Source organism: Bythopirellula sp. (genome assembly GCF_041737835.1).
Classification (GTDB): Bacteria; Planctomycetota; Planctomycetia; order Pirellulales; family Lacipirellulaceae; genus Bythopirellula.
Map to the genome: position 1 here is coordinate 65,044 of NZ_JBGSQY010000004.1, position 16,359 is coordinate 81,402.

Genomic DNA, 16,359 nt, shown 5'->3' on the forward strand with positions numbered 1-16,359 from the left:
CGCTGGCTGGCAACCGATAGGGTCACTTCTCGGGAAACAGTTTCAGCTTTTCGCAGGCACGTTTGGCGTATTCGTGCTCCATGAATAATTTCCAAATGAGGCCCGTGCGTGCATTCTCAATCGCCAGAATCATCGGCCCCACATCAATGGCCACGTTGTCGTCGCAGGCCACTTGCTGGTCGAGATTGAAACTATCAGCAAAGGCATACCCCCCCTGCGCAGGGTCGCGCCACACCAAAGGCCGACCATCTTCGCGCTTCAAATCGCGAAAGGCGCGCAGGGCAGCCATCGTTTCCTGGGGCGTGAACATGATCGAACAGCCAGCGGCATAAGGAGCCACGGTGCCCATCTTCAGATCGTCATGATTGCGAATGTTGGGTTTCAATTCTTGCACGATGTAATCCCAACCAGGCCGCGGCCCCGCTTGCCCCATGCAGGGGCTCAGCCCCCAGCGATCTTCCGCGAACGTGCGATATTCTTTCGCCAAATCGATGCAAGCTTGGCGATGCGCGAGCGTCCCGCGCCGGGAATTCTCGAACCAATCGACCCGTGGCCCCTTGCCGCCGAATTGCTCGGGATTGTCCGCCGGCATGTCACGGTAATCGATATAGCAGTGGCTAAAGAAATAGGTGAAAAGCAAGCCGTTCCACGACATCACGAACGGGGGCATATCTTTGAGCTGCCCCACGTTGCGCTCCAGCTTGTAATAGCTGGTGGGCGGAATCGCAAATTCCTCGGTGGGTGCCCCGACGGCCATGAAATAGATGATCCGCTCTTCATCGGTGGCCAAATGCCACTCCAGCGGCATGTATTCCCCTTCGCCCCCCAACCGTGAACGGTCGTGGGGCTTCCAGGCAAACGTCAGCAAACCACTGTCGGTGCGCTGATAGTCTTTCCAATTCGTTTCTTTGGCGAATTGATCGATGATCTCAGCCACTTCGCCCTTGAAGTAGCTCGCCGCGGGCAAGGCCCCCGCCAAAAACAGGGCGTGATCGACCGTGCTAATCTCATTATCCCAGGGACGATAGATCGTCCCGTTGTCGGCATTCACGAAATGCAAGAAAACGCCATTGCGACGGTTCTCAGGGGCATCGCGAAGTGTCCGCAAGATCGTGAGGGCTCGGTTTTCCGCTTCTTCGCGCGAAATCCAGCCCCGCTCGACTCCGATTGGGAGCGACGACAACTGAAAACCAATCCCCGCCAAACTGGCGACCGCCGCCGTCCGGCGGTCCTTGGCCAAGCGTCCCGGCGCACCCACTTCGTTCCACAAATAATTGAAGCAACCCCGCTGAATCTGCTCGAGAAGCTGCTCATCGCTTTCAGAGAAATCGTAATCTGGAGTTTCGCTGCGGCTGATTGTTATCGGCGGGGTGGTCTCGGCATAGTTAGGGGCAAGGGAAAAGCAACCACACCAAAAACACAGAAAAACGCACTGAAAACGATTGAAAAACATGCGGAAATCCCGGTGACAAAGTCTGGACGAAAAGGGAAATCGTAGGTTAAAATGAGTTGAAAGCGCTGTCAATGTTTTCGCTCTTCAGCTCGCCTTCTTCACACTTCTCCGAAGCTGCTTTCAGAAGACAGCTGCTTTCAAAAAGCAAAAACGCGCTCTTGGAACAATTTGTAGGCAATTCTTCCGTTGGTTTCGATGAAAACAAACACACTCCCCACTCATAGCTGTGAAGTCGCTCGATTTGGTCGGGGCTGCCTTGATCAATCCCCCACGCCTCTCCACCTTCTCACGAACGGACAGCTGGTCACGCTGCTAACGGCCTCAGGTACAGGTTATACGAATTTCGCCAATCAGGCGATCACCCGCTGGAAATCCGATATCTCGGCCGATTCGTTGGGCTACTTTTTCTATCTCCGCGATCTGGAAAGCAACGAATTTTGGTCGCTGGGCTATCAACCCACCTGCCAAGAGCCAACCGAATATGATTTTTCGCTCACCCCGGGCACGGCTTCCGTCACGCGGAGTCAGCAAGATATTTCAGCTCGGCTGGATGTTTGCATTCACGAAGAATGGGATGTCGAACTCCGTCGCTGCACGCTGACCAACAACGGCACCACCACCCGTTCGATTGAGCTCACCAGCTACGCGGAATTGGTTCTGCAAGATCCAGTAGGCGACCAAGCCCATCCTGGTTTCTCGAAGATCTTTGTCGAAACGTCGCGTACCGATTCGGGCATTTTGCTAGCCCACCGTCGGCCGCGCCGCAACGGCGAGCAAACACTTTCGGCCTGTCATTTCGTGGTTCACGATGGCGAAGCCGTCGGGATGAGCGAATTTGAAACCGATCGCAACCGCTTCATCGGTCGCGGGCGATCCCTCCGTTCCCCAGCAGCCTTAGACAGCTCGCGACCGCTCAACGGCACATTGGGCAGCGTGCTCGATCCCGTCTTCAGCTTGCGAACTGTCTTGATTTTGCCCCCCATGGCGAGCGTTACCGTCATCTTTGGGCTGGGTGCCGGATACGATCAGACGCAAGTGATTCGTACCGCCGAACAACTCAACACACTCTCCGAATGCGATCGCGCGTTCGAACGGGCCGATGCCGCCACGCAAGAGCGTCTGCTGCAAGAAGGCTTGAATGCCGCGGACCTCAAGCCGTTGCTGGCCAAGGCGACTCAACAGCTTTACGGTCTCGCTTGTTCCAAGCACGCCGCGCACGAAACCAATGGGAACGGCGCAGCTCAAAATGGTCACTTGCATGCCGCGGTCGACGACGAAGCCGCGACCAACTTTCTCGCGCTGTACCATATCAAGCCGCTTCCCAGCTATGTCCATGGCATCGCGCCGACGACAGCCAAGCGTGTTCCTGCGGCCGAAAAATCACGCAACAAGCAAACAGCCCAGCAGACTCAAAACGAATCGCTGGAATTCGCTAACGGCTTCGGTGGCTTTGCCGAGCAAGGCCGCGAGTATGTGATTCGCCTCGAACCCAACGCGCAGGGCGATTTGCAGTTGCCGCCCGTTCCATGGAACAACGTCATTTGTAGCGAATCGCTCGGCTTCATTGCCTCGGAAACAGGGGCCGGCAACACCTGGGCCAGCAACAGCCGCTTGAATCGCTTGACCCCGTGGCAGAACGATCCGGTTCTCGATCCGCACAGCGAAGCGATCTATCTGCGTGACCGCGATAGCGGCGAATTCTGGTCACTCGCACCCGGGCCGGTTCCCCAAAACGTGTCGTATGAAGTTCGCCACGGTTGGGGTTACACGATCTATCGCCATGAAAGCCAAGGATTGTCTCAGGAACTCACGCAGTTCGTGCCGCGCGTCGAGCCGGTGAAGATCAACCGCATTGTGATCACCAACAACGGCGATCAACCGCGTCGCTTGAGTTTGTATGGCTACGTACAATGGGAGCTCGGCGAAGGCTTGAACTTCACGCAGTTCGCCACGAAAACCACGCTGAGCCCCAATCAGCAAGCCGTATTCGCGACGAATTCCGCTCGCGGCGAATTTTCTTCGGCCGTTGCATTTGCCGCGTTGGCGGGTGCCCCCGGTCAATGCCACCTCACGGCGGATCGCACCGAATTCCTCGGCCAACAAGGCAGCACCGTCGCGCCACGAGCAGTCGCTTCCGGCGAGCAGCTTCAAGGTCACTCGGGGAGTGATCTCGATCAATGTGCGGCATTGCAAACCGACTTCGTGATCGAGCCTGGCCAAACCGTCCGATTGAGTGTCTTGCTCGGTGAGACCGATTCCGCGGAGCAAGCCGGTGATATTATCACCAAGTACCAGGCTCCACAAACGGTGAACGATGCCCTCGCCGAAGTGCAAAACTATTGGCGTGAACTTAACGGGGCGTTGCAAATCGAAACCCCCAGCCGTGAGATCGATTTGATGATCAACGGTTGGTTGCCCTATCAAAACATCAGCTGCCGGTTCTGGGGCCGCACGTCGCCGCAACAATCGGGCGGTGCTTATGGCTTCCGCGATCAGTTGCAGGACGTTTCGTCACTCATATTTCATCGGCCCGACTTCACGCGGCAACAAATCCTGCGGAATGCCTCGCATCAGTTCGTCGAAGGGGACGTGCTCCACTGGTGGCATCCGCCGCTAAGCAAGGGCATCCGTACGATCTTCGCCGACGACTTGTTGTGGATGCCGTTGGTGGCTTGCGAATACGTCAATTCCACCGGCGACGAAGCGATCTGGAACGAGCAAGCTCGCTTCCTCACCGCCGAGCAAGTTCCTGCCGGGGAAGCCGAGATTTACCTCACGCCCGAGGATTCAGGTCAAAGCGGTTCGCTCTACGAGCATTGCTGTCGAGCCTTGGATCGCGGGCTTACGCGCGGTCGCAATGGCCTGCCGCTCATGGGCTGCGGCGACTGGAACGACGGCATGAATCGCGTCGGCCAAGGAGGCACGGGCGAAAGCGTGTGGATGGGTTTCTTTATCGACTACATCCTCGAACGCATGCTCCCCGTCTGTGCCCAGCATGGCGATCAAGAGCGTGTCGAGCGCTACTCGGCTTATCGCGAGCAGTTGCGGATCGCCCTCGAAGAAGCCGGCTGGGACGGCAATTGGTATCGCCGCGCTTACTTCGATGACGGCACACCACTCGGCACGGCCAGTGGCGACGAATGCCAAATCGACGCCCTCGTCCAAGCTTGGGCCGCGATGTCGGGTGCTGTGGCCCCCGAAAGAATCGCCAAGGCACTCGCTTCGGCGGATGAACGACTTGTTGACCGCGAAGCCGGCATCATTCGCCTGTTGCATCCAGCCTTCAACAAGATGCCCCAGGACCCTGGCTACATCAAAGGTTATTTGCCGGGTGTGCGCGAAAACGGTGGCCAGTACACCCACGGCGTGCTCTGGCTGATTCGAGCCATGGCGGAATGGGGCATGGGAACGAGAGCTTGCGAGCTGTTGGAAATGCTCTCCCCCGTGAGCCACGGCAATTCGCCGGAAGCCGTCGACATCTACAAAGCGGAACCCTATGTGGTCGCCGCCGACGTCTATGGCAGTGCTCCACACGCTGGCCGTGCGGGCTGGTCGTGGTACACCGGCTCGGCAGGTTGGATGTTCCGCGTGGCCGTGGAATCGCTCCTGGGCCTGCATCTCGAGCAGGGGACGCATCTGAGGATCGACCCTTCTATTTCCAGCGACTGGCCGGAATGCAAGATTCGCTATCGTGTCGACGACAAACGCACGACCTACGAAATCACCATTCGCAATCCGAACGGCCAGCAGCGTGGCGTGAAGTCGGCCAGCTGTGATGGCCAACAGATTGTGGTCGACCACAAAGGTGCGCATATCCCCATGGTTCATGATGGACTCACCCATCAGGTCATCGTAGAGTTGTAATAGAGGCAGATTTTGGGTGGCAATTCGTCCGCCCAATCTGAGAGGCGAAACAGCCTCAGAGGCGGAACAGCATGAGTGGGTTCTATAAGACGTGGGTCCGTGGAATCTGCTTGGCCTGCGCGTCAATTTGCGCACTTAGCGGCAACCTTACCGCCGGTGATATGGGCTTGGTCCCACTATTCGACGGCGAACGCTCCGACAATCTCAATCTCTGGGGTGGCACGTTTAGCAGCGGTAACATCACCAGCTTTACTAAGCAATCCTCCGTCGTCCACACGGGCACGAGCGCCTATCAGGCCAATCTGGGGTCGATCCCCAATGACGGTTTTCGCTTTTTCCAAACCTTCTCCAGCGCGGCGAACAGCACGCCAGGCTACCGCCAAGACCGCGATCTCACGCAGTATCAGACGCTTGAAGGCTACGTTCGCAACACCACGACCACCCCGCTCACGTTTTCCTTGGAACTCAAGGACTATCGCGACTCCGGCAGCCACAGCGCTCGCCGTAGTTACACAATCCCGGCTGGCGGTTGGACCAAGATCGATGCCCCCCTGAATCTCAGCTCGGGTTGGAGCGTCAACGGTACGCCTGACCTGAAGCGCACCTTCGCGCTCAGTTTCCTGGTCGATGCCGACTACGGCGCCACGAGCGGTTCGTTGTACCTCGACGATTTTTCCTTGCGCGAGAATGGCCCGAGCATCGATCCTGCCACCGCACCGATCGACGTCGTCGTCGAGCGTTTGGCCAAGCGGCAATTTAACGGCTTGTGGGCGGCCCGCAACAAAACGACCGGCCTTGTTCCCAACACATCCGACGACGTCATCACCGGCGCGCTCAACACCACCACGGGTGTGGTTTGGTCGCTCCCCGGCGCGATTCGCCGCGGTTGGGTCACTCAAGCCGAAGCCGATAGCTACATGGGGACGCTGGTCAATTCGCTCAACACGAATCGCAACCAGACGACCTATTTGCCCACGCGGTTTTTGAATCTCGCCACTGCTGCCCCTCAAGGGGGTGAAGAATCCTCAGTCGATGCCGCGTTTATTGCCCTCGCGCTGCACAATTACAAATCGCAAACGGCCACCCCCGCGCCACTGCGCGATGCAATCGATACCTTGCAGAATCGTTTTAACTTCGCTGCCTTTAACACCTCCGGCGCGTTCCGCATGGCCTACAGCGCCCAAAACGGCTTGAGTGGCAATACCTATGCTGGTTACACCAACGAAAACAAAGTCGTCGCGATGGCCGCCGAAGTTTCGGACGCCCATCACGTTCCTTTGGAGAATCAATGGAACAAAGATACCGGCCGCACGCTCGACTACCTCAACGATCCGACTCAGAAATACCTGGTTTACTCGTTCAGCGATGATTACCGCGCCCCGTTTGCTCAAGCGTTGATCAATCTCTTTGTGGACACATCGGAACGTGGAGTCGACACTTACTCGAATCGTAATTTGGCTCGTAACCCGTGGACAAACTTTGTGAAGTATCACGCCGATGTCGCCGCGGAACTGGAAGAGCGTGGCCGGCCTTACTTTTTCCAACCCGATGCCGCGCGTGGGGGAGGGGGGTACGAGGCCTTCAACATGTGGGAGGACTATGGCCAACCCAATCTGTTCATGCCTTGGAGCGTTTCCTTCGCCTTGATGGCTGGCGCGGAGAATTCGGAAGATGCCTTGCGGTACTTATTGGATAACGGACTCGGTGGTGGACTCGATGGCCCGCTCGGCCTCGCCGATTCCGCTCAATGGGCCACGGGGGCCAGTGATCCCACGCAGGTTCCTTCGCTCGCCGACAACTGGAACGTGACCTTGTCGACGTTGGCTTTGATGGAATTTCTGGATCGCTATCAAGGCGTGGAAAGTGGCAGCCAATTCTTTTCCTCGCTCTCGGAAGTCGACTCCGCCCTGGATGGCGTCTTTCGAATGGGCGACTTCAACGGCAATGGCGTGACCAATTCCACGGATTTGGCGATCTGGCAGAATAATTTCGGCACGGCGCACAGTGCCTCACCAGCCATGGGTGATGCCGATGGCGATGGCGACGTCGATGGCCGTGATTTTCTGATGTGGCAACGCGGCTACAACGGTTCGGTCGGACTGCTCGAAGGTGTTTCGGTACCCGAACCGGCGACTGGCTTGCTGATACTCTTGAGCCTTGCGGGCTTGGCACTGCGACGCATCTAACGTGGCTGAGTAGCAATCAATTCTCGCCAACCAGACGATTGAGTTGTGCTCGCGCTTGATCGATCAGTGGCTGTAGCTGGCGATTGTCTTGGTACGATTCAAGGATGCTTTCTAGTTTCTGCCGTGCCCGTAGGAGCTCTCCTTGGGCAATGAGTTGCTTGGCTTCGTTGAGACTTTCCTGGACGAATTCCTGTTGGCTTTTGCCCGCGTCGGGGTTGCGTTTGAAGGTTTGAATCCGTCGCCGAGCAAGACCGGCATACGCCCGATCGAATTCGTCTTCACTTTTCTCGAACAAGACATTCAACGCATCATATTTTTGCCATGCTGTGAAGCGATCCCCATTCGTATCAAGCTCCCACGCTTCGACATACAAACGCTCGGCTTCACTCTCCGGCAGATGTCCCGTATTTTGGTTCATCCGCGCCCGCGTTTCCGCGCGGTACATCGTGTACTTTTCCTGAAACCGGTCGATCTCGGGTTTGAACTCCGTCTCCGGATAATTTTCCATCAGTACGGGAATCAAATTCTGTGCTTGCCGCCAATCAACGACATCTTCGGAAGCAATCAGCGGTTCGAGTTGGGCGATCAGTTTCTGTTCACTGGGGGGTTGGAGCGCCCAGATGCCACCGATGGCCAGCAGCACCAGGCACATCCCCAAAAACCACACCCGCTCGTAGAACGGGCTGTGATCGCGTTCCTTGGGGCGCATGTGCTTTTTCAATCGCACGATTTCGCTGCGGTCGGAATCGACTTGCAGCATCCCTCTGCGACCCGACAGCATTTGCTGCGTCGCGCTGATACCCTGAGTGACTTTCTCCTTCGCCATGAGAATCGCACGATGGGCTTCCTCGGCCGAAGTGAGTCGATCAGCCCTTTTCACGGCGAGCAACTTGGCGGTCAGCAAGTCGAGCCACACGGGGCAATCGAGTTCTTTGGCCGACACCCGCGGCGCATCGCCATCGCGACGTGCTTGCACTAGCTCTGCAGGCGAGTTTGCTTTCCATGGCAACTCACCGGACAGGCATTCATACAGAATCACGCCGACGCTAAATAAATCAGCCGGCGGAAGTGCGGCGGATTGTTTGCCACGAAATTCTTCCGGAGCCAAATAATTCGCCACCGACATCGGCACGCGCAAACCGAGCACGTCGTCCTTATCAGCCCACGCACAATCAAAGCCGCAGATCTTCACTTCGCCCGTGGGCTGAATGATGACCCGCGAAGGAGTCAGTCTCTGATGCACATAACCGAGCTGATGAGCGTGCTTGAGCGCCAAACAGATGCTGTCGACAATCTCGACGGCCAACTCCCACGGCAATTTCCCTCGGCGATCCAACAGATCGCGGAGCGATTCGCCTTTGACCAGCTCCAGGGCCAGATAGGGCTGCCCCTCTTCGATCGCGCCCCCCAAGCAACGAACGATATTGGGATGCACGAGCCGCTGCAAGCGTTTGACGTCGGCGGAAAAAGCATTCCCCGCCATGGGACGATTCACCAACCCCAAAGGCAACATCTTAACGGCCATCGAGGCTTTGCGCTCGAGATGCAGACCGCGCAGCACGTTGCCGCCTCCCTCGTGATCGAGGGATTCTTCTAAGGCGAACGGGCCGATCCGCGATCTTTGCATGAACTTTCGCTTTGCCGAGAGGTAACGGTGCAGGCGGATCGCGAACCACGCCGACGTGCGGATGGCGTTCGAATCGTACCGTTCTCTCGCATCTTGAGGACTCGGGAGCTTCTCTGTTCCGAGTCAAGAAAGCGCTGGCTCGCTAGGTTTCATTGTAACCGAGTCGCCACGCGTCGCAATTCAAACTTCAGCGAGCCGGGTCGTCACGACCCCGACAAACACCGGCATCGGGACGATGCCGGCTAACTATCACGATGGCGTAGGGACTTCGGCGGGAGCTTCTGGGGGTTCTGGCTTACCGTTGGTAATCAGCGCGGGGTCGATGTTGGCTTCCACTTTGCGCAGAATCTGCCGCGTCGGGTCGCGTTGAAAATAGAAATCGTCGATCCGAATGCGATCAGTCCCCGCGTCGGTTTTGTAACTCACAAAGGCAATACCTTTGTTCTGCCACTTCTTTTTGTTGAGCTCCGTGATGTTGGCGTAGGTCGTCTCGCGGCCCGACTTGTCGCGCAGTTGGGTTTCATCGCACTCAATCCAACGGCCAAACATAAACGCAAAGCGAGACAGAAATCCAAGTGCGGCCAGACCTGCCGCACCGGCGTAATAGAACTGCTCGTTAATCTTCACTACGGCGAGAGGTTTGTTCGTGTCGGCATCAAGAGGATTTCCTTCTGGCCAATTATTCTCACGTGCGTATTCATTCCATTTATTCACGCGATCGAGCTCGTCCAGAGCGGCGTTCTCTTCCATGAATTTTTCGTAGGCAAAACCACGCTCCCGCTGAGCAGGATAACCGACGAAGCCGTCGTAAAGGAAATACGCCCCGCCGAAGGCGCAGAACAGCCCCACTAGGCCGAGCCGCATGAGATAGCCACGACTAACATCCGCGCGTATGGTCATCGAAAAAAGCCTCCGAAGAAAAGATTCTGTACGAATCTTCGATTGTAACGCACGCCCGCCCCGACTGGAGCGCTCCCACGAATTTCTTCACGGGGGAGTGTTATGCCCCGGTCTAATCGTAGCGAAAAACCGGTCTGTAAGGGACCAAAGCGTTTGTCCCGACTTCAAGAATGAATTAACCGAGCCACGATCCCAGCTTTTTGCGTGGCGGTTGAAATTCGCTAGTCCGCGAATTGCGGCGATGCCGTGCAATCAGGCCCCCTCCTACCAGGACAGCCACCGTCGGCAACGCGATGTAGTACTTGCCCCCTTCGTTGCCGCGCAGAGAAACAGCGACTTCCTCGGCCATGAGCTCATCGCCCCACAATTCGTCTAACACTTGATCGTGAGCTTCTGCGGTGGAAAGCTCATCATCAGCCGGTAGCGATTTCTCGTCCCGTGCACTCTTCGCCTCGGGAACAGCTGGCCGTTCCGCCGAACGCATCAATTGAGCCGCTTCCTCAGGAACATCTCCAGGCTTATCAGTCTGGTTCGCGGGTTGTGATTCAGCCGCTGGGATCTTGTTGGCCGCGTCCTCGTTGGGCTCAGCCTTCGGTCGCAAACGATTTGCAATGTCGGTCAACATGGCCTGATCATCAGGGCTCTGACCTGCGGCCACATTGAGAGCCGTATGTTTGCCGCGCGGCTGCAACGTCGTGGAGAGCGAAGCGACTTCAAAATAAACGTCGCGGGCTCGCGCCAACGTAGGTTCCTTTGCCGACGAATCAAACGCCGTGAGCTGCGACCCCTCGGACGCGCTTTCCACCTGGGTGTATTCCGACCGCGGCGAGCTTTGCAGCGACGAGGGCAGAAAAATATTGCTCAGCTCGATCGTGCCGCCCGGTTGCTCGACTTGATTGTCGGGCTGAGGAATCGGCGTGACCTGATCGAAGTCCGTCGCTGCGGGACCACTTTCTTCTGCCCCTTTGACCAGTTCTTCGTAATACGAGGCTGCCGCAGGATGCTCCTCTAAAAATTTCTCCACGCGATTGCCATCAACGCGATCGATGATCGACTGAACCTTGTCGCTATTGAAGTTGAAACTAATCGTGCTGTCGGTAGTGAGTACCAATCCTCCCTGATTCAAAATCAGGCTGTTGATTGTGCTCCCGTTTGCGAACACCTGTATATCGCGATTGATCGCAAAATCCGCCGACAACGCTAGCCGCTCTTCCATCCGTTCAAAAGCCAGCGCGCGACTCTTAATCTTTCCGCTCAAGGCTGTAATCTTTCTGTTCATGGTTGCACCTCAGCGGCAATTTTGTTGGCAATTTGATAGCGGGTTCGCAAGTTCTTCGGGATCTGTTGGATGTTCACAGCGTAGCCCGTGGCCTCGGCCTGCTGCAACGTGACGATCGCTTCGTCGAGCACGCGCTCGCGCGAAAACTTTTTGTCCTGGGAATCCGCAGGAATCGCGTCCCCAACGACGCCCAATTCCATGGCCACTTGAAACAGTTGCTCGCCGTTGTCTTCCCACAACTTGCGACGTTCAAGCGCCATCTTCACGGCGGCAGCCGGTTCGTTGAGTGTTCGCAACGTCCGCGCACAGTTGAAATAGTGCTTGCTCAAAAAATCGCGATACTGGGTTTGCTGTGGCGCTTGCAAGACGGCGATTTGTTGGTGTTCGATGGCTTGTTTGTAAGCGACCAACGCCTGTTGAAAATCCCCGGCCAACTCGCTGGCCATGCCACGATTGTTCAGCACTCCCGCGAGCGAACTGCGGAAGCGAATATCACGCGGAAAGTCTCCCACAAGTTGTTCGAACAAAACTTGCGCTCGTTCGTAAGCTGACGCGGCTTCCGTGTTCTGATCATCACGCGCTAACGCCTGGGCTAGGTTATTCCAAGTGATCGCCAGATCGCTCCGATATTGCACCACCACAGGGGCTTGGCGAACCAATTGCTCCTGCAACTTAACCGCCTGCTGAAACGCCACGATCGCGTCATCGTTCTTGCTTTGATGCCCCAAGATCGCAGCCAGATTGTTGTAGCTGAGCGCGAGATCGCTGCGGGCCGACGCCGATTGATCATCTTTGGATTCTTCAACTAGTTGTGTAAGCAACGAAACCGCCGCCCGGCACGAGGCTTCCGCCGCGGTCCAGTCGTGTTCCTGTTCCATGAAGCTGCGATTGTTAAATGCCATCGCCAACGCATGCCGCGTGTCGCGATCGGCATCTTTGGTGGCGACGATTGTTTCGAGCAAAGCAATGGAATGTGTCAGGGATTTCCGAGCCGCATTCTGCTCTCCACTTTGACGTTCGAGCAAACCCCGATTGGCAAACATCTCGGCCAACACTCGCTTGGCCGATGCGCCCTGATCCTTGCTTGAAGTGACTTGAGTTTGCAGACGAATCGCCGCCGAGTATTGCTGGCGAGCCTCAGCCAATTGGCCTTGCGCGGCAAACAACATGGCGAGATTGTTGAGTGCCGTGGCATGTTGTTGCTGAAAGTCCGCAGGCTTTTCAGTCGTCGCGGCAAGTTCGCCGAAGAGTTTGGCAGCAGTGCGGAAAGCTTGCTCGGCGGCTTCCTGATCCCCCAGCTGATCGGCAATCGTCCCTGCCTGCAATTGGGCATTCGCCAAATCGGCTTGAAGCAGCGGATCATTCGCAGCGCGATCGATAAATTCTTGATAATACTTCAGTGCATAAATCAGTAATTCATGCCGCAGTGGTTCGCTACCCGGCAGCCGTGCTAGTTCTCGAGAGAACTCCGTGCCGAAACGCTCCACCACTTCGCGCGCTTGCTTAAAATTGACATTAGACTTGGCGAGTGCTTTTAGTCTGCTATTGTGTTCCCGTGTGAGCAGAATTGCCCCCGTCGTCGAAACCGCGGTGAGAATCAACAAGAACGCCGCGGCGAGCGAAACAATCGTGCGATGCCGCCGGACCCACTTCGCTGCCCGATCAGCCACGGTGGGTCGCTGCGCCAGCGTCGGCTTCCCTTCGAGAAAACGATTGAGATCGTCGGCCAGTTGCTCAGCCGTGGTATAGCGTTCATCGCGCGATTTGGCCATCGCCTGCAAGACGATGGTTTCCAAATCCACCGGGATGGCCGGATCGATGGTTCGCGGCGGGGTTGGCTCTTCGTTGCCAATCGCCTGCATCACGGCTTGACGATCTTCACCAGGAAACGCCGGTCGCAGCGTTAGCAATTCGTACAGCGAGGCCCCCAGCGAATAGATGTCGGTCCGCGGGTCCACAAGTGCATGCTTGCCGGTCGCCTGTTCGGGACTCATATAACGGAGCGTGCCGACAACGTCGCCGGTGACCGTCACGCCTGGACTGTCTTGCACCCGCGCGAGGCCAAAGTCGGTGATCCACAGTTTGTTGCGATGGTCGACCATCAGATTCGAAGGCTTTACGTCGCGATGAACCACGCCGCATTCGTGGGCGTAGTGCAAGGCGTTCGCCGCCTGAATTCCCAAACCGGCAATCGCGCGGCAATAGCGTGTTTGTCCCGCCGCATGCTCGGACGACAATTTTGAATTCAACGTCGATTCAATGGCCATCGTCGAGACAATGCATTGATCGACCTCCTGCACCGCTTCGCGACGTAACTCGCCTAAGATCTGGTCGAGCGAACGCCCCTGGATCAACTGCATCGCATAGAAATGAACGCCCCGTTCTTGCCCCACGGCAAACACCGGCACGATATGCGGGTGATGCAGCTGGGCCGCGGCCTGGGCTTCGTTCTGAAAGCGAGCGATCTGCTTATGATCCCACATCGCCGCGAAGGGGAGTACCTTCAGCGCGACTTTGCGCTGCAGCGAAATTTGAGTCGCTTCGTAGACGACCCCCATCCCGCCGCGACCGATCTCGGGACCAATCTCAAAATCGCCCAGCCGCTTTTCGCTGTGCCGTGAGAGTGGCTGAGATTCCACTGGCTTGGGAAACGCCAGATTTGTCTCCGGCTCGTGAAGGCCGTGCGTGGCGCCGTGGAGCATCTCGATACTTTCCACAAACGAGCGAATGTCGGCAGCTAAGTGGGGATGATCGGCGATCAAGCGCTCAACATCGAGCGGCGTATTTTGTTCCAACGACAGCAAATAGCGATCGAGCACGTCGGCCAACTCGCGGTCAGTCGCCGAACTTGTCGAAAACGATTTGGTCGATTCGCTAATCATCTAATTCCCCCTCCCGGTACCCCGGGAGGGGCTAGGGGCGGGTATTCTTCTTAGGCCACAATAGCAAAAACTGCGGGGAGGGTATTCTGGGGAGACCAATTCAAACTTCCATCTGCTCACGCAATTGCCGGATCGCGCGGAGCCACAGCATCCGCACCGCACCTGCGGAGCGGTCCATCCGTCGTGCGACTTCTTCAAACGGCAACGATTCAATATGACGCAGCACGATCACTTCGCGATAATCGGCCGGCAGGTCCGCCACGACGTTCGCCAACTCGAGTTGCTGTTCGTGCTTTTGGTAATTCATGCTCGGCGACGTGCCGGGGTCAGGCAAAATCGCATCCAGCCGGGTGGTCGAATGCTCCAACGACGTCGCCATCGCTTCAAGCGAAACTTCGCGGTGGACGGTCCGCTTTTCAGCCAGCACGTGCTGCTCGACGACGCGGTGGAGATTATTGACCAAAATCCGCCGCAGCCAGGCGCAGAACTCGCCACTCGACCGACCTCTGAATTGGCCGAAATCGCGATTGGCCTCCAAAAATGTTTCTTGCACCACGTCGGAAGCGCTGATTCGCCGCTGGAGTTTCTTCTCCAACTGCGACATCACGAGCAATTTGAGGTAGTTGAGGTAGACATGCAGTAGCCGGCCGAAACATTCGTTCGAGCCCGCAAGTGCTTGCGACAACAAGAGATCGGGATTGATGGCAGAGCTATTTGACATGGCTGGGTCGCCTGTGGGGGGTCGGAATCCTTCCTCGTGCGAAAGGCAGGATCTCCCGGCGATTGTCACGGAGAGGTCTGAGAATTTAGCAGAAAATTGAGTCGTCCTGACTGGCCCGCCCTTCAGCATAACCTGGGGACCCCGCAGGGGCAAACCGGCTGCTAGCGGGAATGAAAGTTGCGTACTGTTGGTCAACTCGGCAATCAAGCTATAATTGCTGTATCATGGCTACCGTCAGCACATTTGACCAATTTCTCGACCCTTCGACCGGCTGTTTGACACCACAGGTGGCACAGCGAATTGTCGATTGGCGGCCCAGTCCCCAACTGCAGGATCGTATTCAGGAGTTGGGTCGTAAAGCCGAGTCAGGGACCCTTTCTCCCGATGAAGACGGTGAGTACCAGCAACTCATCGAAGACGGCGACTTGATCGCCCTCCTGCAGACCAAAGCCCGCAGAATTCTCTCTCAACCGGCTCGATGATCGATGGATGCCCAATCGCGTGAATTCGTTCGACTTCGCGCTGGGGGAATCTGTGAATATTGCCGCTTGCCAGAAAGCTGCGATCCTTTCCAGTCCTTTCACTTGGAACATGTCATTGCACGCCAGCATGGAGGCGATGACGGCCTAGAGAATTTGTGTTGGAGTTGTAGTCGATGCAACTTTAGGAAGGGGACAAATTTGGCGACCATCGACAGCGAATCCGGCCGATTGACCCCTTTATTTAACCCACGCACTCAAAAATGGGTCGACCATTATGCGTTGAACGGCCCTGTCATCGTAGGGCTTACAGAGACTGGTCGAGCCACCGTAAAGCTTCTCGATATGAACGCATCTCATCGCGTGAAGTTACGTCGTGAGTTAATTGACGCGGGTACTTATCGAGCTACTTGAGCCCCTTTGCGAGACGAGGGCACCTCGCACAACGGCTTCACCGACGACGGGTCGGCCAAGACTTCGGCCAGGGTCGTTTTGCCGAAGGCCTGCTCGACCTGGGCCAGCGCGGCGTCCAGGCGGCTGTGCAGGGGGCAGAGCTTCTTACCGTGTGAGACCAAACCCAAGGGGCACGTCTTAATCCGCTGCAACGGCTCGACGACGTTCACGATGTCGAGCACGGTGAGTTTCTTCGGATTGCCAGCGAACGAAATGCCGCCCCCCGAACCGCGCTGCGAATGCACGATCTCCGCCCGCGCCAAACTTTGCACGACCTTCGACAAATAAGCCGCGGGAACTTGGGTCGCCTCGGCAAGTTGCGAAGTGGTGCAAGACGCTGGGGCAATCCCCGCCAAATGCACGACCGCCCGCAGGGCATATTCGACGGTTTGAGAAAGCATGACTGAAACTCGCAAATTGGATGTTGACATCCAATTTAGCGCCTTCTAAAGTGACACTAATTGGATGCGCATGTCCTATTTAGATTCTAGTGCATGCTCCCTGACATGGAATCC

12 protein-coding genes are annotated in these 16,359 nt (G+C 56.8%); 5 read left to right on the forward strand and 7 right to left on the reverse strand.

Translation table 11 applies throughout. The features are described from left to right. Positions 1-22: 22 nt before the first annotated feature. Positions 23-1,453 carry a glucoamylase family protein gene (locus tag AC6T8Q_RS01735; RefSeq protein ID WP_500677451.1) on the reverse strand — a complete coding sequence of 477 codons (1,431 nt, stop codon included), beginning with the start codon at positions 1,451-1,453 and terminating at the stop codon, positions 23-25. Positions 1,454-1,648: 195 nt separating this feature from the next. On the opposite strand from AC6T8Q_RS01735, the gene AC6T8Q_RS01740 reads away from it, so the two are divergent. Both AC6T8Q_RS01740 and AC6T8Q_RS01745 read left to right on the forward strand, forming a co-directional pair. After that, entirely contained in the window at positions 1,649-5,317 is a 3,669-nt protein-coding gene (locus AC6T8Q_RS01740; protein WP_500677452.1) for a GH36-type glycosyl hydrolase domain-containing protein, read from the forward strand. Between the two features lie 71 nt (positions 5,318-5,388). Then, on the forward strand, positions 5,389-7,503 hold the full coding sequence (locus AC6T8Q_RS01745) for a dockerin type I domain-containing protein (RefSeq protein ID WP_500677453.1): 2,115 nt from the start codon (positions 5,389-5,391) through the stop codon (positions 7,501-7,503). 16 nt (positions 7,504-7,519) lie between these two features. Here AC6T8Q_RS01745 and AC6T8Q_RS01750 read toward each other — a convergent pair whose 3' ends face one another. The 5 genes from AC6T8Q_RS01750 to AC6T8Q_RS01770 all read right to left on the reverse strand — a co-directional run bounded on the left by AC6T8Q_RS01750 (position 7,520) and on the right by AC6T8Q_RS01770 (position 14,912). Next, positions 7,520-9,130: a serine/threonine protein kinase gene (locus AC6T8Q_RS01750; RefSeq protein ID WP_500677454.1), complete on the reverse strand. Its 1,611-nt coding sequence runs from the start codon at positions 9,128-9,130 to the stop codon at positions 7,520-7,522. 249 nt (positions 9,131-9,379) lie between these two features. Further along, positions 9,380-10,030: a hypothetical protein gene (locus AC6T8Q_RS01755; RefSeq protein ID WP_500677455.1), complete on the reverse strand. Its 651-nt coding sequence runs from the start codon at positions 10,028-10,030 to the stop codon at positions 9,380-9,382. Between the two features lie 175 nt (positions 10,031-10,205). Then, positions 10,206-11,309, reverse strand: coding sequence for a hypothetical protein (locus tag AC6T8Q_RS01760; protein WP_500677456.1), 1,104 nt, complete (start codon positions 11,307-11,309; stop codon positions 10,206-10,208). Then, positions 11,306-14,191 carry a protein kinase domain-containing protein gene (locus AC6T8Q_RS01765; protein WP_500677457.1) on the reverse strand — a complete coding sequence of 962 codons (2,886 nt, stop codon included), beginning with the start codon at positions 14,189-14,191 and terminating at the stop codon, positions 11,306-11,308. The genes AC6T8Q_RS01760 and AC6T8Q_RS01765 overlap by 4 nt, the downstream gene beginning before the upstream one ends. A 100-nt stretch (positions 14,192-14,291) precedes the next feature. Continuing rightward, positions 14,292-14,912, reverse strand: coding sequence for a sigma-70 family RNA polymerase sigma factor (locus AC6T8Q_RS01770; protein WP_500677458.1), 621 nt, complete (start codon positions 14,910-14,912; stop codon positions 14,292-14,294). A 224-nt stretch (positions 14,913-15,136) separates the two neighbouring features. Here AC6T8Q_RS01770 and AC6T8Q_RS01775 point away from each other — a divergent pair, with 224 nt between their 5' ends. Genes AC6T8Q_RS01775 through AC6T8Q_RS01785 form a run of 3 tightly spaced genes read left to right on the forward strand, consistent with a single transcriptional unit; the run spans position 15,137 to position 15,805 of the window. Then, positions 15,137-15,394: a hypothetical protein gene (locus AC6T8Q_RS01775; RefSeq protein ID WP_500677459.1), complete on the forward strand. Its 258-nt coding sequence runs from the start codon at positions 15,137-15,139 to the stop codon at positions 15,392-15,394. 7 nt (positions 15,395-15,401) lie between these two features. Further along, entirely contained in the window at positions 15,402-15,542 is a 141-nt protein-coding gene (locus AC6T8Q_RS01780) for a hypothetical protein (RefSeq protein WP_500677642.1), read from the forward strand. Continuing rightward, on the forward strand, positions 15,497-15,805 hold the full coding sequence (locus AC6T8Q_RS01785; protein WP_500677639.1) for an HNH endonuclease: 309 nt from the start codon (positions 15,497-15,499) through the stop codon (positions 15,803-15,805). The genes AC6T8Q_RS01780 and AC6T8Q_RS01785 overlap by 46 nt, the downstream gene beginning before the upstream one ends. On the opposite strand, the gene AC6T8Q_RS01790 is transcribed toward AC6T8Q_RS01785, so the two are convergent. Further along, positions 15,790-16,275 (reverse strand): RrF2 family transcriptional regulator, encoded by a 486-nt coding sequence (locus AC6T8Q_RS01790; protein WP_500677460.1) that lies wholly within the window; start codon positions 16,273-16,275, stop codon positions 15,790-15,792. The genes AC6T8Q_RS01785 and AC6T8Q_RS01790 overlap by 16 nt on opposite strands. Positions 16,276-16,359: the final 84 nt, after the last annotated feature.

Bases quoted from the DNA above. Each gene is read 5' to 3' on its own strand.
- AC6T8Q_RS01740 (WP_500677452.1), top strand. From the start codon at position 1,649: ATGAAAACAAACACACTCCCCACTCATAGCTGTGAAGTCGCTCGATTT.
- AC6T8Q_RS01770 (WP_500677458.1), bottom strand. From the start codon at position 14,912: ATGTCAAATAGCTCTGCCATCAATCCCGATCTCTTGTTGTCGCAAGCA.
- AC6T8Q_RS01775 (WP_500677459.1), top strand. From the start codon at position 15,137: ATGGCTACCGTCAGCACATTTGACCAATTTCTCGACCCTTCGACCGGC.
- AC6T8Q_RS01735 (WP_500677451.1), bottom strand. From the start codon at position 1,453: ATGTTTTTCAATCGTTTTCAGTGCGTTTTTCTGTGTTTTTGGTGTGGT.
- AC6T8Q_RS01760 (WP_500677456.1), bottom strand. From the start codon at position 11,309: ATGAACAGAAAGATTACAGCCTTGAGCGGAAAGATTAAGAGTCGCGCG.
- AC6T8Q_RS01745 (WP_500677453.1), top strand. From the start codon at position 5,389: ATGAGTGGGTTCTATAAGACGTGGGTCCGTGGAATCTGCTTGGCCTGC.
- AC6T8Q_RS01750 (WP_500677454.1), bottom strand. From the start codon at position 9,130: ATGCAAAGATCGCGGATCGGCCCGTTCGCCTTAGAAGAATCCCTCGAT.
- AC6T8Q_RS01780 (WP_500677642.1), top strand. From the start codon at position 15,402: ATGCCCAATCGCGTGAATTCGTTCGACTTCGCGCTGGGGGAATCTGTG.
- AC6T8Q_RS01755 (WP_500677455.1), bottom strand. From the start codon at position 10,030: ATGACCATACGCGCGGATGTTAGTCGTGGCTATCTCATGCGGCTCGGC.
- AC6T8Q_RS01765 (WP_500677457.1), bottom strand. From the start codon at position 14,191: ATGATTAGCGAATCGACCAAATCGTTTTCGACAAGTTCGGCGACTGAC.
- AC6T8Q_RS01790 (WP_500677460.1), bottom strand. From the start codon at position 16,275: ATGTCAACATCCAATTTGCGAGTTTCAGTCATGCTTTCTCAAACCGTC.